The sequence below is a fragment of the Burkholderia pyrrocinia genome, assembly GCF_001028665.1.
In the GTDB taxonomy this organism is placed as follows: domain Bacteria; phylum Pseudomonadota; class Gammaproteobacteria; order Burkholderiales; family Burkholderiaceae; genus Burkholderia; species Burkholderia pyrrocinia.
On record NZ_CP011505.1, the window covers coordinates 610838 to 630839 of the forward strand.

The following is a 20002-nucleotide window of genomic DNA, read 5'->3' on the forward strand; positions in this document are numbered from 1 at the left end:
GTTTTTGGACAAGGCAAGGAAAGAAATCCGTCACGAACACGGAGGGACGCGCGATGGTTACTTCACCACTCTCCCGGTTCGTGTCGAGCGCGGCGAAACGGCTGGTGCACGGCATGGTTGCCTTCGCACCGGCCGCGATCATCGGCATCGCGCTGTCCTCGTGCGGCGGCGACAGTTCGCCGACGTCCGGCGGGCCCGCGTTCGCCAACGCGGCGCGCCCGCAGATCAACGCATTGCTCGCGGACACGATGACGTCCGGCGCGGTCGTCTATGTGCAATCGCCGCAGGGCAACTGGCTCGAATCGTTTGGAACGGCCGTGCGAGGCACGAACACGCCGATACCGACGAACGCGCACTTTCGCGTCGGCAGCGTGACGAAGACGTGGACCGGCACCGTGATCCTGCAACTCGTACAGGAAGGCAGGCTGAGCCTGGACGACACCGTCGGCAAGTACGTCGCCAACGTGCCCAACGGCAATACGATCACGATCGGGCAGTTGCTGACGATGCGCAGCGGCCTCTATAACTACTCGACCAATCTCGCGTTCAACCAGACGCTCGATTCGCAGCCGGACAAGGTGTGGAGCACGGCGGAACTGCTGAATATCGCCGAAGGCCAGCCGGTCTATTTCGCGCCGGGCGCCGATTTTCGCTACTCGAACACGAACACGGTGCTGCTCGGGCTCATCATCGAGCAACTCACCGGCATGCCCGCGGCCGATGCAATGAACGCGCGTCTTTTCGTGCCGCTCGGCCTGGCCCATACGTTCCTGCCGCCGCAGCAGAATACGGCGTTGCCGGCGCCCGCGCCGCAGGGCTATCAATGGGGCACCAATGCGGAGACGACCAACAGCGACGCGCTGTCGCCCGAACGCCAGGCGGCCGCGAAAAACGGCACGCTGCAACCGACGAACGTGACGAACGTCAATACGTCGTGGGCGTGGACGGCCGGCTCCGGCATTTCAACCGTGACGGAACTGGCCGCCTACGTGCAGTGGATGGTCGGCGGCGGCTACCTGAACGCCGACCTGCAGGCGCAACGGCTCGCCAGCTGCACGCCGCTCGATCCGTCCGACCCGAGGTCGGCCAGCTACTGCATGGGCCTGGCCAAATTCGGCACGTTCTACGGGCACACGGGCGAGATACCGGGCTTCAATACCTTCATGGGCTACGACCCGGCAACGAAAACGACGATCGTCGCGTGGGCGACCACGGCTGCCGCGCCCGACGGGCGCGCGCCGGCCAACGTGATCGCGCAGATCGTCATGGGCGAGCTCAGCAAGGCAGCGGAAGTGCCGAGCGAGGGACGGCCATGACGCGGTAAGGCGGACCCGGCCTGCTTCGCCGCCGGCTTGCCGCTGCTTGCTTGTTCATGTTTCCCCCGGCCTTGATCATGCGTGACTGGCCTGTTTTCAGTATTGTCGGGCAGTCAGTCGCTTGAACTGGATTAATTCAGCGGCAGGCGTTCATCGTATTTCCGTCGCTGTTGGCCGCGCCGGCGCAATGCCGGCAACGGCCTTCAGGGATAGCAGTAGGGGGCAGCCGATAAAGGCGGTGGACTACGGCTTGTTCCATGGCCAACCATGGGTCCAGGATGCATTGACGCCGCTATGGTCAACCTGTCTCGCGGCGCCGCCTGGGGAGGGAGCCTCCATGAAGCCTGTTGCCGTGCCGGCCGACGCGTATGTCAGGGCCGGCACGCAAGAACCTTGTCGACGCATGCGAATCGGCGCGCGTCCGCCGCTCACGGCGCGATGCTGACGAACGTCGGCAACAGCACGCGATAGACGTGAATCATCGCCGGCCCGAGCAGCACCATCATCAGCGCCGGAAAGATGCAGAAGATCAGCGGGAACAGCAGCTTCAGCGCGATCTTCGCGGCACGCTCCTCCGCGCGCATCCGCCGCCGCGTGCGCAGCATGTCCGACAGCACGCGCAGCGATTCGCTGATGCTCGTGCCGAAGCGGTCGGCCTGGATCAGCATCGCGCAGAACGACTCGATGTCCTCGACGCCGGTGCGCAGCGCGAGATTGCGCAGCGCCGTCTCCTTCGTGAAGCCGGAACGCATCTCGAGCAGCAGCAGGTCGAGTTCGCTCGCGACCACCACGCTGCTGAACCGCAGCTCCTCGCTCACCTTCATCAGCGCCGCATCGAGCCCGAGCCCCGCTTCGACGCACACCGTCAGCAGGTCGAGCGCGTCCGGAAAATCCTCGAAGATCTTCTGCTGGCGCACCTTGACCCGCTGCGACAGCACGATGTTCGGGATGTAGTAGCCGATCCCGGCGAGCACCACGAGGATGACCGACAACAGCGCGCGCTCGTCGCCGAGCTCGGTCGTGATCAGCGCCAGCAGCGCCACGCACGGCAACGCGAGCGCGAGCATCGTCTTCGCGGTGAAATACAGCGCGGCCGCGCTCGGGCTGCGCCATCCGGCATTCATGAGCCGGATCCGCAGCGGCGAATTCTCCCAGCCGTCCTTCGGCACCGACAGCTTCGAGATCGGGGTGGACAGATCGACCAGCTTCGCGACCCAGCGCGACGCCACGTCGTCGCCGTCGCCCGGGCCCGCAACTGCACCCGTGCCCCCACCGGCCCCGCCGGCCTGCTGGAGCCGGCGCTGGATACTGCGCGGCGCGAACAGCAGCATCGCGACGAGCACGCCGCCGGCCACGAAGATGAACAAGCCGCCCAGCATCACGGCCTGGACCACGCTCAGGTTTTGCATGACAGCCTCGCAACGGTTCGTTATACGATTTGCGCGTCAAACGCGAATCCGGACAATGCGGCGGATCCAGAACAGGCCGAACAGCATCGACACCAGCATCGTGCCGACCATCCTGATCCCCGCCGGATCCTCCCAGAGCACGGACAGGAACTCGCGATTCACCAGCGCCATCACCGCGGCGGTGCCGAACGGCAGCAGCCCGAGAATCCACGCCGACAGCCGCCCTTCCGCCGACAGCACGCGCACCTTGTCGAACAGCTTGAAGCGCTCGCGGATCAGCCCTGCGATGCTGTCGAGCAGCTCGGCCAGGTTGCCGCCGGTCTCGCGCTGGATCAGCACCGCGATCACGAAGTAGCGCAGGTCCTGCACCGGCACGCGCGTCGCGAGGTTCATCAGCGCGTCGTGCAGCGACACGCCGTAGTTGACTTCGTCGAACGTGATCCGGAACTCGCCGCCCATCGGATCGGGAAACTCTTCGCCGACCATCCCGAGCGTGCCCGTGAACGAATGACCGGAACGCAGCGCGCGCGCGATCATGTCGCAGATGTCCGGCAATTGCCGCTCGAGCCTGAGCATCCGGCGCGCACGGCGGCGCATCACGTACATTGTCGGCACGCACGCGGCAAACAGCGCGACCGGCAACGCGGCGAGCTGCGGCAACGTGGCGAAGCTCATCACGAGCCACGCGAATGCCCCGAATACCGCGCTGAGCACGATCAGCTTCGGGAGCGTCCAGTCGAGGCCCGATTGCTGGAGCACGAGATCGAGCGAGTGCACGCGCGGCATGCGCAGCAGCAGCCGGTCGAACGGCTTCGATTCGTCGAGCATCCGTTTCTTCAGGATCGACAGCCGCTCCTGCTGCACGTTGCCGCCGGCCGACATCGCGCGAATGCGCGATTCGATCCGGCGCGCGGCGGTGCCGTGCCGCGCGTTCCACCATTGATAGACGCCTTCGATCGCGAGCACGACCGCGACGAAGGTGAGAATCACAAAACCGTAAAAGATCGTGTTCATGTAGCCTCCCCGGCAGCAAACGGCGCCATGTCGTCAGTTGGACTCGTAGCGCTGGGACGGGTCGTACAGCGAATCCGGCAGGTTGATGCCGAATGCCTGCAGCCGCTCGACGAACTTCGGCCGTACGCCGGTCGCGCAGAAATGGCCGCGCACCGTGCCGTCGCGCTCCACGCCCGTGCGCTTGAACGTGAAGATCTCCTGCATGTTGATGATGTCGCCTTCCATCCCGGTCAGTTCCTGGATGCTGACGATCTTGCGCTTGCCGTCCGTCAGCCGCGCCGCCTGCACGACCACCGAGATCGCCGACGCGATCTGCTGGCGCATCGTCTTCGGCGGCAGCGACAGGCCGGCGACGCTGATCATGTTCTCGAGCCGCGTCAGCGCATCGCGCGGCGTGTTCGCGTGGATCGTCGCGAGCGAACCTTCGTGGCCGGTGTTCATCGCGTTGAGCATGTCGAGCGCTTCGGCGCCGCGCACTTCGCCGAGGATGATCCGGTCCGGCCGCATCCGCAGCGCGTTGCGCACGAGCGTGCGCTGCGTGATCTCGCCCTTGCCCTCGATGTTCGGCGGGCGCGTTTCGAGGCGCAGCACGTGCGGCTGCTGGAGCTGCAGCTCGGCGGCGTCCTCGATCGTCACGATCCGCTCGTTGCGCGGAATGAAGCAGGACAGGATGTTGAGCAGCGTCGTCTTGCCGCTGCCCGTGCCGCCCGACACGAGCACGTTCACCTTGGCGCGCGACAGCGCGTCGAGCAGCTCGGCCATCGGCGGCGTCAGGCTCTGGAAGCGCACCAGGTCGTCCATCTTCAGCGGGTTGACCGCGAAGCGCCGGATCGACATCAGCGGCCCGTCGATCGCCGACGGCGGGATGATCGCGTTCACGCGCGAGCCGTCCGGCAGCCGCGCGTCGACCATCGGGCTCGATTCGTCGATGCGGCGCCCGACGCGCGACACGATCTTCTCGATCACCTTCATCAGGTGCGCATCGTCGTAGAACGTCACGTCGGTCAGCTCGAGCTGGCCGCAGCGCTCGACATAGACCTGCCGGTACGTATTCACCAGGATGTCGGAGATGCTCGGGTCACGCAGCAGCGCTTCGAGCGGGCCGAAGCCGAACATCTCGTCGTACACGTCGATCGCGAGCTGCCGCCGCTCGATGTCGTTCGCGGGCATCCGCTCGTCGTCGAGGATGCGCGAAATCAGCGAGGAGATTTCATGGCGGACCTGCTCCTGCGGCAGCCGCGACAGGCGCTCCAGCTCGACGCGTTCGAGCACGGCCTGGTGAATCTGGCGGCGCAGCTTCTGGTATACGTCGCGTACCGACGAATGCGCCGGGCCGGCCGGTTCGCTGCCCGCCGCAAGCGGCTGGGCCCGGTGCAACGACATCTGTTCGCGCAATGACATGATGGTTCCCCGAGAGATTTACATGGACTTGAGCTTCGGCGTGGCCTTGCGGCCGAACAGCCGGGACATCAACGGTTCGCTGCGCGTCGCGCCGTGTCCCGCGCGCACTTCGCCTTCGACGAGTTGTTTCGCGCAACCCTGCAACGCACGCGCGACCGCGGTGCTGCGCGCCAGCCGCGACACCGGATGCCCCTGGTTGATCGCTTCGAGCACGGTGTCGGCGTCGTCGGGAATCGTGCATGCGGCATGCAGGCCGAGCACCTCCTCGAGCGCGGTGCGGGTCCGGTCGCTCGCGCGCGTGGCGCGGTTCACGATCAGACGGAGCTGGTCGGTCGAGTAGCCGAGCGACACGAGGATCTCCAGCAGCCGGCGGCCGGCGCGCACGTGCGGCATCGCGGGCTGCAGCACGATCTGGATCTGGTCGCTGCGATCCAGCGCGACCATCGACAGCGGATTGATGCCGACGCCGACGTCGAAGATCACGAAGTCGTAGCGCGGCGCGGCGACGCCGAGGATCCATTCGAGCGCGTCCTCGCGCATCTCGGCGGCCTTGACCGGGTCGCCGGCGCCCGCGAGCACGTGGAAGTTCTCGGTCACGTGCGCGACGCTCGCGTCGAGAAACGCGCTGTCGAGCCGCTCGATCTGCGCGCAAAGCTGCGGCAGCGTCGACGGCGGGGTTTCGTCGCTGACGAGGAACGCGGCGTCGGCGAACTGCTGGTTCAGGTCGATCAGCAGCACGCGGCGCTTGAAGCCTTCGGCGATCTCGAACGCGACGTTGCTCGCCACGAAGCTCGTACCGGCGCCGCCCTTGCACGACATGAACGACACGATCCGCGTATCGTCGGTGTCGCTGCGCGTGCTTTGCGCGGCGGCGCGCTCGAGCGCGTTGCCGAGCGCCTGCGGATCGAGCGGCCACTGCAGCACGTCGCGCGCGCCCGCGCGCATCGCGTCCAGCAGCACGTGCGGCGACGCATCCGCCGTCACGAGGATGCAGGTCAGGCCCGCGTGAGCGCGGCAGATCCGCTCGATCGCCGACAGCTCCGACGGGTCGATCGACGTGCCGTCGACCAGCAGGATGTCGAACGCGTCGAGCCCGTCGGTGCGATGCTCGATCTGCGACGGGCGGCCGGTCGCGCGGGTCGCGCGATAGCGTCCGCAGTCGGCCACGAGGCGCGCGATCTGCGTGAGCCGCGCGGTATCGTCGGAAGCTACGAGGATGTTGATCATGTCGTGTGCCTCGTCTGTTCGATTAGTTGCAGGCAGCGCCGCCGGTCGCGGAGGTGAGGCTTTCGCGCGGCAGCGTCGTCGTGAACGACGGCATCTTGACCGTGACGTTCACGAACGGAATCATCGTCTTGACCGTGACGTTCGTGACGCTCACCGTCACGAACGAGCAGGTGTTCACGGTGCAGCTCGCCGGCGTATAGCTGACCGACACGTTCGCGTCCGACAGCAGCGGCAGCAAGGACTTCACGCGCTTCACGACACCGGCCGCGTTCACGTCGCAGACCACCGCCGTGCGCGCGCCGAGCCGCACGGCCTCGCTCGCGGTGTTCCAGTAGAACAGCACGCGACCGAATTCGAAGATGCCGATCAGCAGCATGATCAGCACCGACGCGATGAGCGCGAACTCGACGATCGTCGCGCCGCGTTGGCTGCGCCGGCGCGACAACGGAAAGTGGCGCGCGTTCATGACACTTGCCTCATCACGGTGATGATGTTGCCGAACGTGATCGACGGCAGCCCCGGATACGCGGGGATCGGCTGGTACTTGTAGCCCTTGACCTTCACTTCGACGACGTTGATGCTGCCCGTCGCCGTGCCGCTCGCCGCGTTGTTGTTCGCGTCGTAGGTCGGCAGGCTCGCGAACTGCGCCGGGTCGGACGCATCGCTGCAACCGGTCGTATGCTGAGCGTCGCAGATGGTCACCATCGACGTGGTGAGCCCCGGTACCAGCTCGGTGCCGGCCGAGCCGCAGGTCGTGCTGCCGTACACGACGAGGCACTGCGCCGCCGACACCGGATACGCGCTGTCGGTCGGCAGCCAGATCGACAGGTAGCGCGCCGCGTCGCGCGTCGCCTTGGTCAGCGTCTCGTACTGGTAGATCGCGCGGCCGAACTCGGCCACGCCGGTTGCGAGCAGGATCATCGGCATCAGCACGAGCGCGAACTCGACGGCGGCGGCGCCACGGGTGCGCGAACGGCGAAACAGGGGCCTTTTCATGATCGCCTCTCCCTATTGAACGAGCATCGGCACCTGGACCCCGGACGCACTGCCGTCGCCGGGCAAGCCGTGCGTCGCGCACGGATTGTTGCCGGAGACGGACGAGCCGAGGTATTCGAGGTGGGCTATGACAGGGCCGCTGCCGGGGCTGAACGGCAACGGATCGAGCATCAGCACGCAATCCCATTGCGTGACGTGCACCTTGCCGCTGGCGCCCTTCAGCGTCGAGCAGTCGCCTTCCGGCGCGAGCGCGACACGGCGGTCGCCGCCATAGGTCTGGTAGTTGCTCGCCGTCGCGGTGCCGTTGGTAGAGACACCGCTGCCCGACGGCGGCGCACCGTCGCCCTGGTAGGTCTTGAAGGTCGTGCGGTCGGTCACGAACTGCGTGTACGCATCGCCCTTGATGCCCGCCGTTCCGGGCGGCCCGTAGTTCGGGCCGACATACGCGTAGCCGGTGAAGTCGGGCTGGCCGCTCGAGCCGTTCGCGCCGTTCGTATAGATGCCGAAGCGCGTATTCCAGGCGCGGAACGCCGCCGTCTTCAGGCCGGTGGTGCCGAGGTCGGGCGGGCTCGTGATATTGCAGGTGTTGCCCGACAGCTCGCTCGCGAGGGTCGGTTCGTTCGTCGAGCCGTCGAGCGCCGCCCAGCCGAAGTTGCCGGGCCCGTAGGACGAACCGGACGGCGACGTAAGCCAATCGCCGACGTTGTAGGAAGGCGCGCCCGTCGCGCGGCACACGAACACCGGGATCGCGCACGCTGTCTGCCCGCCGCCGACCGTCGCGATCGCTTTCGCCGACACTTCGGCCGCGTTTGCGAGCTTGGTGCCCGGCAGCACGTTCAGCACCTCGATGAACCAGTGCGCGATGTTGCTCAACGTCGCGGTGCACTGCACGTACTTGATGTTCGCCGGCGTTGTGACCGAGTTCTTCGTCAGGAACGGATTGGACAGCGAGTCGCTGAACGTAACGTTCGAATTCGTCGCCATCTGCACCGACTTGTTCTGGAAGAACACGAAGTTCAGGTGGCCGGCGGCGATGCCGTCCGCCTCGGCGACCGACAGGCTGATGGCCGAAGTCAGGTCGCGCGCAGCCGACAGCGCGCACGCATCGGCGCTGTTCTGCAGTTCGCTGCGCGTGACGTACAGCTTGCCGAGGTCCAGCGCGAGGCCGACGAACCCGATCATCACCGCCAGTGCGAGACCGACGATGATCGCGACGGCGCCGCGCTGGCGATGGAGGCCGCGACGCGTGACTTTCGGATAGCGAGCTGCGCTGGACATGGCGTTCTCCCTGAGCGTGCTGTCGTTACTGGCTGGCCTTGCCGATGCCGATGACGAACGCATTGGCAGGCGGCTGGAGCTGCTTGAACGACTTGTCGTAGTTGTCGAGCGCGGCCGCGGCGGCACTACCGTCGACGCCGGGCGCCGACGCCGATGCCGTGTGTTCGGCGGCATGCGGGTCGATGATCTGGGCCTGCATCACGGTGCGGACCGAGTCGCCGAAGCGGCTGTCCCACACCGGGCTCGACGACATGCAGCCGGCAAGCGCGAACGCGAGCGGTGCGGCGAGCGCCGCGCGGCGCACGAATACGAGGTAGGCGGATTTCATGAGCGTCCCCTTGGATGGCTTCAACGATCGGTGGATTGGGGTTCCGAGCGCGCGACCTGCGCGCGGGCAACCGCGGGCACCCGGTGCTTCGGTTGCGCCGCCGGCGTGGCAGGCGTGGTCGACTCGTCGGGGCCGGCCGCCGCCAGGCGCGCGGCCGCGGCTTCGATACGCGCGATGCGGGCCGCGTTTGCCGCGTCGGGCTGCGGCGCGATTGCCGCTTCCGGTGCGGGCGTCTTCTGCGGCTCGGCCGGCACCGGCGGCTGTGCGTCCGTGCCTTGCGGCGCGCGCGGCGCGGGCAGCGCGGCGGATGCGGCCGGCGCGTCCGGTTGCGGTGCCGGAGCCGGCCCCTGCGCCGGTGCCTGGGCCGGTGCCTGCGGTGCAGCTGCCGCGCCACTGTCGGGTTGTGCGCCCGGCTTGCGGACCCCGCGGCGGCCTTCCATGTTGCCCGTTGCGTACACGTCGACTTCGTTCGGCTTCGAGAAGCTGTCGGTCGGCAGCGGCACGTCCGCGGTCTGCATCTGCAGCGGCTTCACGAGGTGCGGCGTGATCAGGAAGATCAGCTCGGTGCGGTCCTGCTGGAACGACGTGCTGCGGAACAGCGCGCCGAGCACCGGCACTTCGCCGACGCCCGGGATCGCCTTCAGCGCGCCGGTCGCGTTGTCCTTGATCAGCCCGCCGATCGCGAACGATTCGCCGTCGCTCATCTGGACCGTCGTCGACGCACGCCGCGTCGTGATCAGCGGCAGGATCGACGTGCCGCCGATGTTGGACGCGCTCAGCGTGACGCCCGTCTGCGACAGCTCCGACACTTCCGGTGCGACCTTCAGGCTGATCCGGCCGTTCGCCAGCACCGTCGGCGTGAACTTCAGCGCGACGCCGAACTCCTCTTCCTGCAGCGTGATCGACGAGATGCCGTTGCCGCTGCTTTGCGGGATCGGGATGAAGATCTTCCCGCCGGCGAGGAACGTCGCTTCCTGGCCGCTGATCGTCACGAGATTCGGCTCCGCGAGGATCTTGACGAGGTTGTCGGTGTTCTGCGCGTCGGCCGCGATGCTGAACGGCCGGTTATTCGCCTTGCTGAAGGCGACCGCGCTCGACACGCCCGCCAGCAGGCTGCTGACCAGCGCACCGCTCCACGAGCCGAAGCCGCCCTGGATGTTGAGCGCGCTGCCCATCTGGTTGATCAGCGTCTTCGACACCTCGGCGACCTTCACCTCCAGCATCACCTGCTGCGGCGACGTGACGCTCAGCATGTTCAGCACGCCGCCGCCCGGCTTGCCGCCCCCGGCGGGGTCGCCCGCACTGTCGCCGTACGCGTGCGCGATCTGCACGGCCTGCTGCGCGGCCTGCGAGCTCGACACGCTGCCCGCCAGCACGATCGTGCCGGCGGCGGTCGACACATGGATGTCGCGCTCGCCCGGCATCAGCTGCTGCAGCGATGCCTGCAGGCCGCCGGCGTCCGCGCCGACCGCAACGTCGATCACGCGGCAGGCGCCGCTCTTGCCCTGCACGATCATGTTGGTCGTGCCGACCGACAGCCCGAGGATGTACAGCGTCTGCGGCGACACCATCGTCGCCTGCGCGACGGCCGGATTGCCGATCGTCCGATTGCGGACCGGCTCCGGCATCGGCACCAGCAGCGACTTGCCGAGCGGCACGCTGACGCTGGTCGACTCGCGCACGGCGCCGATGCAGTTCGGCCCGCGCAGCGGCCCAGCCGTTGCGGCGGCCGCAGCGACCGGCGCCGGCGCCATGCTGATGGTCATCTGCACGGGCCCCTTGCCGACCGCAGCCGGCGCGCTGGCGCCGCCCTTCGTCAGCACGCCCGCCTCGATGCCTTCCTGGGCCAGTGCGCCGTAGACGGTCAGCCATCCTGAACAGAGGATCGCGGCCATCATCGTGCCCCGTGCGACGCGCGTCCGCAGTGGGCCGCTACCTGTACATTGCGGTTTGATCTTCATTTTCTTTGATCCCCCGAGAGACCGGCGCCGTGCCGGTTGTCGACTTCCAACGCCGCCGTGCCCTGCTGGCGGCCGATCTGTTTATCTGGCTGTGTTGATCTGCTTCAGAAACATTCGACGCTGCCCTTCACGCCCGACAGCACGCCGACGCAGTCGCGCCGCGCTTGCGGCGCAGCGTGCGACGCGACGTGCACCGTCCGCACGCGTGTGGCAACGGGAAGCGGCGGCAGGTCGGGTACGGGCGGCTTGCCGAGCAGCGTCAGCTTGGTCGCGCCGTCCGTGTTCATCGTCTTCTGGTCGACCTGGTTGCGCAGCACCAGCGACAGCGTGCCGACGCTGCGCGCGAGGTCGAGCCGTTCGGCCTGGTCGGGCGTGACTTCCAGCGTGACCGCGTTGACGACCTTCGGTGCGGTGTCGTCGCGGCTGACCTGCTGCGCGACGGCGAGCACGAGAATGTGCTCGAGCACGATCTTCGAGATGCTCTGCCCGTCGGTCTTGCCCTGCTGCTCCTGCGTGTTGACGATCACGTCGACGTAGGTGCCCGGCAGCGCGAAGCCCGCGACGCCGACCACGTCGTTCACGCGCACCGTGATCGCGCGGCTGCCGTCGGCGATCACCGCGGACAGCCCGCCCTTCGTGCCGAGCGGTGCGAGCTTCGACTCGATCACCGGCTCGCCGCGTGCCAGGCTGGTCCGGACGACGCGTCCTTCGAGCGCCTTCGTATCGGTGAATGCGCCGGTCGGCACGCTGCCCGACGGCCAGCTCACCATGTGGATCTGGTTCTGCCCGAGCGGTTCGCCCAGGTTCAGGTCGATGGCCGCCACCGCAACCGGCGTCACCGAACTCGTGGATGTCTGCACCAGCCAGTGGGACGCGAACACGACCGCGGCAAGACCCGCGACCATCGCGACGACCAGCATCATGAGCGCTCGACTGTTTTTCATGGCAATGCTCCTCGACGAATCGTGAAAGAAACGGCTCAACCGGTAATGAACGTACGTCCACCCCGCTCAATGGGCGGCGGATGGCTGCCGTCCCGTTCGGGCGCTGCGCCGAAATAGCTCGCCCAAGCGTCATACAACGCGTCGTGCGTCACCTCGAGCGGATCGCCGCGGTAACGCGCGCCGGCGGCCACGAGGCGCAGCAGGTCCGCCGGAAAGCACGCGAGAAACGCCTTGCCGGTCGGCAGATGCAGCCGGTGCAGCAGGAACTCGAACGCATCGTGCGCCGATACGAGACCGAGCGATGCGCAGGCCGCGTCGTACACGGCGCGGTAGTCGTCGACCGACATCGCACCGACGTGAAGCTTCGAGCCGAGGCGGCGCAGGAACGCTTCGTCGCAGAACTGCTCCGGCGCGAGGTTGCTCGAGAACACCGGCCACACGTCGAACGGCAGCACGAAGCGGTTGCCGGATTCGAGCGTCAGGAAATCGACGCCGCGATCGAGCGGGCGCAGCCAGCGGTTGAGCAGGTCGCGCGGCTCGACGCGCTGGCGGCCGAGATCGTCGATGATGTACATGCCCATGTTCGCCTTCATGTGCGGCGGCGCCTGGTAGAAACCGGCGGCCTCGTCACGGCGCAGGTCGAGCTCGTCGAGCGTCAGTTCGCCGCCCGACATCACGACCGGCCGCTTGCACAGGCGCCAGCGGCGATCGACCGACTGGCCGCCGGATTGCGGCCCCGCGTCGACATGCACGAGCGGGTCGTAGATCTGGATCACTTCACCTGCCGCGCAGATCGCATGCGGCACCGGCACGCGGCCGTGCATCAGCGCGCCGAGCCGCTCGGCGAGGAAGGTCTTGCCGCTGCCGGCCGGGCCGTAGATCAGCAGCGGACGGCCCGCGTTCAGCGCCGCGGCCGCCGCGTCGAGCACCGACGTGTCGATCACGATGCCTTCGAACGCGGCCCACACGTCGCTCTGGACGATGTGCAGCTTGCGCACCGAATGCGTGCTCAAGCATTCCAGATACGCGTCGAGCGTCACCGGCGCGGGCCCGCTGTAGCCGCTGCGCGCGCGTTCCTCGAGCGCGAGCACGCGGCCCGCGTCGGTCAGGCGGAACGTCACGTCGAGATCGGTCGCGCCGCGATGCGTGAGCTCGACGAGATGCTCGCGCACCAGGAACGCGAAGACGTCGTCGAGCACCGCGAGCGGCAGGCAGTGCCGCTCGACCAGGTCGCCGTACGACGGGCGGCCGAGCACCAGCGTCGACTTCAGCACGAGCCCGGCGACGAACGCCATGCTCAGCCCGGTTTCGCTGAGCGAGCGCGGCGCCGCCGGCAACTGCGTGCCCTTCTTCGTATTGGCTTCCCGCGACGGCAACGGATCCGGCAGTTTGGACACCTGCGCGTCGCGTCTCGGTTCGGTGTGGTTCGTGTTCATGTTCGGTTCGTCCTCCTTGCGGGCTCGTCGCGCTATGCGCACGTCGCGAACAGCATGCCCAGCGTGCCGGCTGCGATTGCCACGCCGTACGGCAGCGTGCCGACCGACGCGATGTCCGCGGGGCCGTCGGCTGCCCCTGCGCGCGCCCCTTGCGAACGGCGTGCGAGCAGCGCGCGGACGTTCGCCCACATCTGGCGCATCCGCCCGCGCAACAGCGCGAACGCGATGGCGCCGATCCCGCCGGCCACGAAGGTGGCCAGCACGATGTAAAACGTCATTTCCGCGCCGACCCATGCGCCGATCGCGAGCATCAGCTTCACGTCGCCGGCCGCCATCCCGCGCAACAGGTAGAACGGCAGCAGCAGGCCGAAGCCGGTCGCTGCGCCCGCGAGCCATCCGAGCGCACCTGCCAGGACGCCGTGCAGCATGCACTGGGCGACCAGCGCGCCGGCCAGGCCGACCGCGACGAGGCGGTTCGGAATGCGGCGGGCCGCGATGTCCGTGCTGGCCGCGGCGACCGCGAGCAGCGTCACGCACAACGGAACCGGGTAAGGCGGCGCAACAGGTAACATGGCGAACCTCGCGGATCGAATCGATGGATCAGGAAACCATGGCCAGCGCGGTGGTCACGGCAGCCGACACGGCCGCCGCGATCGCCTCGTACGCATCGGCCAGCGAGCCTTTCAGCGTGACGACGCTGCCCAGCACCGCAACGGCGAACATCGCCGCGAGCAACGCGTACTCGATCGCCGTCACGCCCTGCTCGTCGCCGATCCAGCGGCGACATACGACACGCACCTTGGCTAGCATGATGGTCTCCGGTTCCGGGTTGATCAGATGACCGGGGACGGCTCGAGCACTGCACCGGCCGAGCCGTCCACGGCATGGCCCTTCAAAGACCGGCAACCGCCGAATCCAGATCGGCCGCGATCGTGCTGAACACGGTCTTGAGGTCCTTGCCGACCGTCGTCAGCGCGGCGATGATGCCGATCGCGATCAGTGCGGCGATCAGGCCGTATTCGATGGCCGTCACGCCATCTTCATCACGGACGAAACGGCTGACTTGTTGAATGAACTTGGACATGATGATCTCCTTGCGTAGTTACTTTCAAAGTCCTCGCGTGCCGGCTGGATCGATCGATCTGGCTTCGATACGTCGAGGAAAGGTGTTGATGCCGTGTGGTGCCGACCAACGATTCGGAGGAGCCGTTCGTCGTACCGTCCATCAGATTGCTGCTACCGCCGAGTCCAAAGATGCGGCGATCGTGCTGAACACCGTCTTCAGATCCGTACCGATCGTCGACAACGCGGCGATGATGCCGATTGCGATCAGCGCAGCGATCAGGCCGTATTCGATGGCCGTCACACCGCTCTGGTCCCGCGCGAACCAGGCGATCTTTTCGATGATTCTTTTCATGCGCATTCTCCTTTCGGACTGCTATTGAATTCCCTTCGTCGATCATGACGTCGGGGACGGGCACCACCGGCACTACAAGAAAATCGAAACGCGACGCTCAGCTGCGAGGGCAGGGATGCACACACCTGTCCGTGCGAACGGATTTCAGAAAGAGGGAACGCAAGAGATGCGCGTACGGTTCGACCAGCCGGACAAACCGGGCAGGTAGATCGACCTGAACGGCGTGACTGCCGTTCGGCGCATGGAATCCAGTTGAACGGGAGACAAACTCCCGGCGATGCGGTAATTCGCTTTTAACGCGACCAGCCGGCCGCGATGTGCTGTGGTCTTTCATTTTTTTCCCCATGTGCTGCCATGCCGCTCTTCTTGTTGCCCTGACGCTACCGGGTCTCATCGGTCGATCGACGAAGGTTCTCGCGGTTCATCGACCTGGAGCTGCGTGTTCCCCGACGCGCTCCGGCCTTCCTTTCCGCAGGTGATTCCGAAGCCGGTTCAGTCTGTCTGTTCCTGGAACCGCCCGGTCGTCACGTCGTCGACTGCCGTGCCATCGCTAACGCAAAGAGCAGGCCATCTCAAGCGAAATCGAGGCGTATCAAGGGTTCCGGCGATCCCCGGGGGCGCGTGTCAGGGGCGTGACGGCCGAAATGTTTCAAATTTGATATATGTTTTTCCCGCGAGCGAGGTACGCCGGAACGCTCGCCGACGCGCTGCACCAAGGACCCCAAAAAATTTTCTCGGGACTTTCCCGAACGCGGGCAGCCGGTTGCGTTTCACGGGATCGGCGGGACACCACACCGTTCAAAAGTGCGGAATGTTTCAAGCCAGAAACATAAAACCCGGCCGAGTGGTTTTCTCATACCTGAAAACGCGGCTTTCTCGCCTGTCACCGATTGATCGGAATCCAGACTTTCGGAGCGCGGTTTGCATCACGCGATTTTTTCTTCAACAATGAGTTCACCGGACAACGCCATTCAGAGCGAATCGATCCGGATGCAAGACAACATGAAACGGCTGCGACTGACCAAGCAGCCTTCACCACAGACGGGGAATCATGTACACAGCCAATCGTGGGACGCGCGATCGCGCCAAATGCTGTGCTCAATGGCTGACAGCCGACCGGATCGTTCCGTACAGCTGCATCATGCTGATGCTCTTCGCCGCGCTGCTGGCCGTGTGGGGCATCGTGACGGACGGCTTCACGTCGAGTGCCATCGCCCGTCCGGGCGTCGACTTCTCGGTCTTCTGGACCGCATCGCATCTGGTGTTGCAAGGCCATGCCGCAGCGGCCTACGACCCTTCGTCATTCCTGCAGGCCGAGTTCGCGCACTTCGGTGCGTTTCTGCAGCACCGGCCGCTTCCCTGGCTCTATCCGCCGACGATGTTGCTGTTCATCGCGCCGGTTGCCCTCGTGCCTTTCCTGCCCGCATATTTCCTCTTTTTCGCGGGCAGTCTTTTATGCTACGCGTTCGCCGTCTCGCGCTTGTCGGGATTGCGCGCGCATCTTCCCCACCCGCACGCCGCGGCGCTCGTCGTGGTCGCGTATTCGGCAGTGTGCATGTCCACGCTGTTCGGCCAGAACAGCGTCCTGACCGCCGGCCTCGCCGCGCTCGCGCTGCATCTGCTCGGCAAACGTCCGGTGGTTGCCGGCGTGCTCATCGGGCTGCTCGCGATCAAGCCGCAACTCGCCATCGTGTTCCCGTTCGTGCTGATCGCGGCGCGGGCATGGCGCACGTTCGCGGCCGCGGCGATCAGCGCGACGCTGTTCGCCGCGGCCGGGATTGCACTGGCCGGCCCCGGCGCGCTGCACGGCCTGAGCGCCACGATGTCGACCGTACGCGACCAGCATTTCATGCTCCCGTCGTACTGGCTCGCGTCGCCGACGCCGTTCGCCGCGTTGCGGCTCGCGGGTGCGCCGGTGGCGGCCGCGCTGGCCGCGCAAGCGGCGGTCGCGCTGCTCGCGATCGCCGCGGCCGTCGACGTATGGCGCCGCACGCGCGACATGCGCCTGCGCGGCGCGGTGCTGGCGGTCGCGACGCTGCTGACGACGCCGTATCTGTGGAACTACGAACTGACGTGGCTCGGCATCGCGATCTTCTGCCTGATCGCGCACGGCCTCGACGAAGGCTGGCTGCCCGGCGACCAGGGCATCCTCCTGCTCGCGTGGCTGCTGCCGATCTTCGAGATGTTCAACCGGTTGATGAAGCTGCCGCAGATCGGGCCGGTCGTACTGCTCGCGGTACTGTTCGTCGTCGTGCGTCGCACGGCACTCGCGTCACGGAGCACGCGATGAAAGCGCCTTCGTTCGCCCGCCACGCGCATTCCGCGATCGATCTGCACCCGGAACTCCCGATCGCGGGCCCGCACCGCTATCCGCACTGGCTCAATCGCGAGCGCGTGCGCCTCTATGCCGGTGCCGTGCTGCTGGCCGAGCTGCTGTTCATCGGCATCTACCTGGTCCGCCTGTTCCTGTCGCACAAAACCGCACTGGAGCCGCTGTCGCAGGATTTCTCGCCGATCTGGAGCGCCGCGTGGCTCGCCGCGCACGGGCAAGGCGCCGATGCGTGGCATTTCCCCGCGCTGTTCGCGGTCCAGAAGCTGGCGGTCCCGACGATGACGCTCGCGGACGGCACGCTGCCGTGGCTCTATCCGCCAACGACGCTGCTGCTGGTACTGCCGCTCGGCTGGCTGCCCTACACGCTGGCGCTCGTGCTGTGGCTCGGCGTCACGTATGCGCTGTTCGCCGCAACGATCCGCGCGACCGTGCAGCGCGATGCCGCCTGGCTGTGCGCGCTCGCGTTCCCCGGCGCGTTCGTCACCGTGATCGTCGGCCAGACCAGCCTCTTTACCGCGATGCTCGCCGGCGCCGGCCTGCTCGCGCTGAACCGCCGCCCCGTCTGCGCCGGGATCTGCTTCGGCTTGCTGACGATGAAGCCGCAGCTCGCGGTGCTGTTCCCGTTCGCGCTGCTGTGCGCGGGCCAGTGGCGCGCGCTGGCCGCGTGGGCCGCGACGATCGCCGGCAGCGCCGCGCTCGCGACGCTCGCATTCGGTATCGGCCCGTGGGTCACGTTCGCACATGTGATCGGCAACGTGTACGCGATCGTCGGCACCGGTCACGCGAAGCTCGCCCGCATGCCGACCGTGTTTGCGCTTGCGACGATGGCCGGCTGGCCCGCGATCGTCGCACGAAGCCTTCAATTGCTGTCGGCCGCGGTCGCCGCGATCGCCGTCGTCTACGCGTGGCGCGGCGCATGTTCGTACGCGCTGCGCGCCGCGACGCTCGCATGCGCATGCCTGCTGGTCAGCCCTTATCTGTACGACTACGACCTGACCTGGTACGGCATCGTGATCGCGTGGTACGCGCGCTATGCATGGACGCACGGCTGGCGGCATTTCGATCGCGAATGGCTGATGCTGCTGTGGCCGATGCCGCTCGCGGGCCTCTTTGTCGTGCCGCATCTGTCGTTCCAGTTCATGCCGCTCGTGACGCTCGCGTCGCTCGCGCTGCTCGTCGGCCGGATCGCGCAGGAACGGCACGACGTGCCGTCGATGCCCGACGCACGCGACGACTCGACCGAGACCGGTTTCACGCATCCGGTCCGACCGCACCACCGCCCGGCGTACGGAATGCGCCGCACCGGCCGCCCGATCATCGGCGCCGACCGGTGACGCGACATCACAAGGGGAATCATCATGCGGGAATCACTCTACAAGCCGCTCGTCTCGCTGGTCGTGCCGTTCTATAACGAAGGCGAAGCCGTCGAGCGTTTCTTCGACGTCGTGCTTCCGTTGCTGACGGCGATCGACGCGATCCGCTTCGAGATCGTCTGCGTGAATGACGGCAGCCGCGACGACACGCTCGAACGCCTGATCCGGATCAGCACCGGCGAGCGGCGCGTGCGCGTCATCGATCTCACCCGCAACTTCGGCAAGGAAGCCGCGCTGACGGCCGGCCTCGACGAAGCCACCGGCGACGCGGTGATCCCGCTCGACGCCGACCTGCAGGACCCGCCGAGCCTGATCCCGGTGATGATCGAACACTGGCGCGACGGCGCGGAAGTCGTGGCGGCGAAGCGCAGCAACCGCGCGTGCGATTCGTTCGCGAAGCGCACCGCAGCCGCGATCTACTACCGCGTGCACAACCTGCTGTCGGACGTGAAGCTGCCCGAGAACGTCGGCGATTTCCGGCTGATGGACCGCAAGGTCGTGAACGCGCTGCGCAGCCTGCCCGAGCGGCACCGCTTCATGAAGGGGCTGTTTGCGTGGGTCGGCTACAAGACCGTGATCGTCGAATACCAGCGCGACCCGCGCAGCGCCGGGCACTCGAAGTTCTCCGGCTGGAAGCTGTGGAATTTCGCGCTGGAAGGGATCACCAGCTTCAGCACGGTGCCGCTGCGCAGCTGGACCTACATCGGCGTCGGCATCGCCGCGCTCGCGTTCCTGTACGGCTCGTTCATCATCTTCCGCACGCTGCTGTTCGGCAATCCGGTGCTCGGTTACGCGTCGCTGATCTCGGTCACGCTGTTCATCGGCGGCATCGAACTGATCGGGATCGGTGTCGTCGGCGAATACATCGGGCGGATCTACGACGAGTCGAAGCAACGGCCCGTCTACCTGATCCGCCGCCGCTACCAGGCGCACGGCAAGGTGATCGAACTCCCGGTCGCGCGCGATGCGCGCCGCCAGATTGCACGCCGGCGCGTGCAGCCGACCCGGGCGCGGATCGACGCTCGCTGACGCGCGCAAGCAACCATGATCGACCTGCTTCATGCGGAGCGCACGCGGCTCGTGCGCTTCGGCTTGTCCGGGCTCTGTTCGACCGCGATCCATACGCTGGTCGCGTCGGCGCTGTTCGCGCTGTTCGATGCGACGCTGGTCGCCGCGAACGCGGTCGCGTTTCTCTGCGCCACCGCGTTCTCGTATCTCGCGAATACGCTGTGGAGTTTCTCGTCGACGGTACGCACGCGCAACGCGCTGCGCTTTCTCGTCGTCACGCTGGCCGGCTTCGTCGAAACGCTGCTGCTCGCGCGTGCCGCCGAGGCGCTCGACGTGTCGCGCACGATGAGCATCGTCGCGATCGCGCTGCTGATCCCGCCGACGACATTCGTGCTGCATCGGCTCTGGACCTACCGGTAAGCGCTGGATCGCCCGCCGCCCGGCGGCCCGATACCTGCCGCGAATCGCCCCCCTTCCCGCTCCCGAATCGTCGCGCCGCCGCGGCGGCGATCGCGCCGTCCATCGGCCCTTTCGCATTTCGAAAATAATCGGCCAACCAATT

At 66.9% G+C, this 20002-nt stretch carries 20 protein-coding genes; 5 read left to right on the forward strand and 15 right to left on the reverse strand.

Going from position 1 to position 20002, the window contains the following annotated elements:
• The first annotated feature begins 53 nt into the window (after window positions 1-53).
• On the forward strand, window positions 54-1316 hold the full coding sequence (locus ABD05_RS32835; RefSeq protein WP_082146324.1) for a serine hydrolase domain-containing protein: 1263 nt from the start codon (window positions 54-56) through the stop codon (window positions 1314-1316).
• 428 nt (window positions 1317-1744) lie between these two features.
• On the opposite strand, the gene ABD05_RS32840 is transcribed toward ABD05_RS32835, so the two are convergent.
• The 15 genes from ABD05_RS32840 to ABD05_RS32910 form a co-directional block, all read right to left on the reverse strand.
• On the reverse strand, window positions 1745-2725 hold the full coding sequence (locus ABD05_RS32840) for a type II secretion system F family protein (RefSeq protein WP_047904302.1): 981 nt from the start codon (window positions 2723-2725) through the stop codon (window positions 1745-1747).
• A gap of 36 nt (window positions 2726-2761) precedes the next feature.
• Complete coding sequence (locus tag ABD05_RS32845; RefSeq protein ID WP_047904303.1) at window positions 2762-3739, reverse strand: type II secretion system F family protein; 978 nt, start codon at window positions 3737-3739, stop codon at window positions 2762-2764.
• Window positions 3740-3772: 33 nt separating this feature from the next.
• Window positions 3773-5140, reverse strand: a complete 1368-nt coding sequence (locus tag ABD05_RS32850) for a TadA family conjugal transfer-associated ATPase (protein WP_047904304.1) — start codon at window positions 5138-5140, stop codon at window positions 3773-3775.
• Between the two features lie 18 nt (window positions 5141-5158).
• Complete coding sequence (locus ABD05_RS32855) at window positions 5159-6367, reverse strand: CpaE/TadZ family protein (RefSeq protein ID WP_047904305.1); 1209 nt, start codon at window positions 6365-6367, stop codon at window positions 5159-5161.
• Window positions 6368-6389: 22 nt separating this feature from the next.
• Window positions 6390-6833, reverse strand: coding sequence for a TadE/TadG family type IV pilus assembly protein (locus ABD05_RS32860; RefSeq protein WP_047904306.1), 444 nt, complete (start codon window positions 6831-6833; stop codon window positions 6390-6392).
• Window positions 6830-7363: a TadE/TadG family type IV pilus assembly protein gene (locus ABD05_RS32865; protein ID WP_047904307.1), complete on the reverse strand. Its 534-nt coding sequence runs from the start codon at window positions 7361-7363 to the stop codon at window positions 6830-6832. Before ABD05_RS32865 ends, ABD05_RS32860 begins: the two co-directional genes overlap by 4 nt.
• Before the next feature lie 12 nt (window positions 7364-7375).
• On the reverse strand, window positions 7376-8641 hold the full coding sequence (locus ABD05_RS32870) for a pilus assembly protein TadG-related protein (protein WP_047904308.1): 1266 nt from the start codon (window positions 8639-8641) through the stop codon (window positions 7376-7378).
• Window positions 8642-8666: 25 nt separating this feature from the next.
• Window positions 8667-8969 (reverse strand): hypothetical protein, encoded by a 303-nt coding sequence (locus ABD05_RS32875; protein ID WP_047904309.1) that lies wholly within the window; start codon window positions 8967-8969, stop codon window positions 8667-8669.
• 20 nt (window positions 8970-8989) lie between these two features.
• Window positions 8990-10930 carry a type II and III secretion system protein family protein gene (locus ABD05_RS32880; RefSeq protein WP_047904310.1) on the reverse strand — a complete coding sequence of 647 codons (1941 nt, stop codon included), beginning with the start codon at window positions 10928-10930 and terminating at the stop codon, window positions 8990-8992.
• A 104-nt stretch (window positions 10931-11034) separates the two neighbouring features.
• Window positions 11035-11874 (reverse strand): Flp pilus assembly protein CpaB, encoded by an 840-nt coding sequence (gene cpaB, locus ABD05_RS32885; RefSeq protein ID WP_047904311.1) that lies wholly within the window; start codon window positions 11872-11874, stop codon window positions 11035-11037.
• A 35-nt stretch (window positions 11875-11909) separates the two neighbouring features.
• Complete coding sequence (locus ABD05_RS32890) at window positions 11910-13310, reverse strand: P-loop NTPase family protein (RefSeq protein ID WP_047904312.1); 1401 nt, start codon at window positions 13308-13310, stop codon at window positions 11910-11912.
• 32 nt (window positions 13311-13342) lie between these two features.
• Window positions 13343-13882, reverse strand: coding sequence for an A24 family peptidase (locus ABD05_RS32895; RefSeq protein ID WP_047904313.1), 540 nt, complete (start codon window positions 13880-13882; stop codon window positions 13343-13345).
• Between the two features lie 28 nt (window positions 13883-13910).
• Window positions 13911-14120: a Flp family type IVb pilin gene (locus ABD05_RS32900; RefSeq protein WP_047904314.1), complete on the reverse strand. Its 210-nt coding sequence runs from the start codon at window positions 14118-14120 to the stop codon at window positions 13911-13913.
• Between the two features lie 82 nt (window positions 14121-14202).
• Window positions 14203-14394: a Flp family type IVb pilin gene (locus ABD05_RS32905; RefSeq protein WP_047904315.1), complete on the reverse strand. Its 192-nt coding sequence runs from the start codon at window positions 14392-14394 to the stop codon at window positions 14203-14205.
• Between the two features lie 141 nt (window positions 14395-14535).
• Entirely contained in the window at window positions 14536-14727 is a 192-nt protein-coding gene (locus tag ABD05_RS32910) for a Flp family type IVb pilin (protein ID WP_047904694.1), read from the reverse strand.
• 1051 nt (window positions 14728-15778) lie between these two features.
• Between ABD05_RS32910 and ABD05_RS32915 the strand changes: the two genes are divergently transcribed.
• Genes ABD05_RS32915 through ABD05_RS32930 form a run of 4 tightly spaced genes read left to right on the forward strand, consistent with a single transcriptional unit; the run spans window position 15779 to window position 19860 of the window.
• Window positions 15779-17017, forward strand: coding sequence for a glycosyltransferase family 87 protein (locus tag ABD05_RS32915; RefSeq protein ID WP_047904316.1), 1239 nt, complete (start codon window positions 15779-15781; stop codon window positions 17015-17017).
• The gene (locus ABD05_RS32920) at window positions 17014-18393 is read left to right on the forward strand and encodes a glycosyltransferase family 87 protein (RefSeq protein ID WP_047904317.1); all 1380 of its coding nucleotides are present in this window, start codon (window positions 17014-17016) and stop codon (window positions 18391-18393) included. Before ABD05_RS32915 ends, ABD05_RS32920 begins: the two co-directional genes overlap by 4 nt.
• Window positions 18394-18417: 24 nt before the next feature.
• A complete protein-coding gene (locus tag ABD05_RS32925; protein ID WP_047904318.1) occupies window positions 18418-19461 on the forward strand; it encodes a glycosyltransferase family 2 protein in 1044 nt (347 codons plus the stop codon).
• Window positions 19462-19476: 15 nt separating this feature from the next.
• Complete coding sequence (locus ABD05_RS32930; protein ID WP_047904319.1) at window positions 19477-19860, forward strand: GtrA family protein; 384 nt, start codon at window positions 19477-19479, stop codon at window positions 19858-19860.
• Window positions 19861-20002: the final 142 nt, after the last annotated feature.

Excerpts from the sequence above, each read along its gene's own strand:
- ABD05_RS32835 (WP_082146324.1), top strand. The coding sequence starts at position 54 with ATGGTTACTTCACCACTCTCCCGGTTCGTGTCGAGCGCGGCGAAACGG.
- ABD05_RS32840 (WP_047904302.1), bottom strand. The coding sequence starts at position 2,725 with ATGCAAAACCTGAGCGTGGTCCAGGCCGTGATGCTGGGCGGCTTGTTC.
- ABD05_RS32845 (WP_047904303.1), bottom strand. The coding sequence starts at position 3,739 with ATGAACACGATCTTTTACGGTTTTGTGATTCTCACCTTCGTCGCGGTC.
- ABD05_RS32850 (WP_047904304.1), bottom strand. The coding sequence starts at position 5,140 with ATGTCATTGCGCGAACAGATGTCGTTGCACCGGGCCCAGCCGCTTGCG.
- ABD05_RS32855 (WP_047904305.1), bottom strand. The coding sequence starts at position 6,367 with ATGATCAACATCCTCGTAGCTTCCGACGATACCGCGCGGCTCACGCAG.
- ABD05_RS32860 (WP_047904306.1), bottom strand. The coding sequence starts at position 6,833 with ATGAACGCGCGCCACTTTCCGTTGTCGCGCCGGCGCAGCCAACGCGGC.
- ABD05_RS32865 (WP_047904307.1), bottom strand. The coding sequence starts at position 7,363 with ATGAAAAGGCCCCTGTTTCGCCGTTCGCGCACCCGTGGCGCCGCCGCC.
- ABD05_RS32870 (WP_047904308.1), bottom strand. The coding sequence starts at position 8,641 with ATGTCCAGCGCAGCTCGCTATCCGAAAGTCACGCGTCGCGGCCTCCAT.
- ABD05_RS32875 (WP_047904309.1), bottom strand. The coding sequence starts at position 8,969 with ATGAAATCCGCCTACCTCGTATTCGTGCGCCGCGCGGCGCTCGCCGCA.
- ABD05_RS32880 (WP_047904310.1), bottom strand. The coding sequence starts at position 10,930 with ATGAAGATCAAACCGCAATGTACAGGTAGCGGCCCACTGCGGACGCGC.
- cpaB (WP_047904311.1), bottom strand. The coding sequence starts at position 11,874 with ATGAAAAACAGTCGAGCGCTCATGATGCTGGTCGTCGCGATGGTCGCG.
- ABD05_RS32890 (WP_047904312.1), bottom strand. The coding sequence starts at position 13,310 with ATGAACACGAACCACACCGAACCGAGACGCGACGCGCAGGTGTCCAAA.
- ABD05_RS32895 (WP_047904313.1), bottom strand. The coding sequence starts at position 13,882 with ATGTTACCTGTTGCGCCGCCTTACCCGGTTCCGTTGTGCGTGACGCTG.
- ABD05_RS32900 (WP_047904314.1), bottom strand. The coding sequence starts at position 14,120 with ATGCTAGCCAAGGTGCGTGTCGTATGTCGCCGCTGGATCGGCGACGAG.
- ABD05_RS32905 (WP_047904315.1), bottom strand. The coding sequence starts at position 14,394 with ATGTCCAAGTTCATTCAACAAGTCAGCCGTTTCGTCCGTGATGAAGAT.
- ABD05_RS32910 (WP_047904694.1), bottom strand. The coding sequence starts at position 14,727 with ATGAAAAGAATCATCGAAAAGATCGCCTGGTTCGCGCGGGACCAGAGC.
- ABD05_RS32915 (WP_047904316.1), top strand. The coding sequence starts at position 15,779 with ATGTACACAGCCAATCGTGGGACGCGCGATCGCGCCAAATGCTGTGCT.
- ABD05_RS32920 (WP_047904317.1), top strand. The coding sequence starts at position 17,014 with ATGAAAGCGCCTTCGTTCGCCCGCCACGCGCATTCCGCGATCGATCTG.
- ABD05_RS32925 (WP_047904318.1), top strand. The coding sequence starts at position 18,418 with ATGCGGGAATCACTCTACAAGCCGCTCGTCTCGCTGGTCGTGCCGTTC.
- ABD05_RS32930 (WP_047904319.1), top strand. The coding sequence starts at position 19,477 with ATGATCGACCTGCTTCATGCGGAGCGCACGCGGCTCGTGCGCTTCGGC.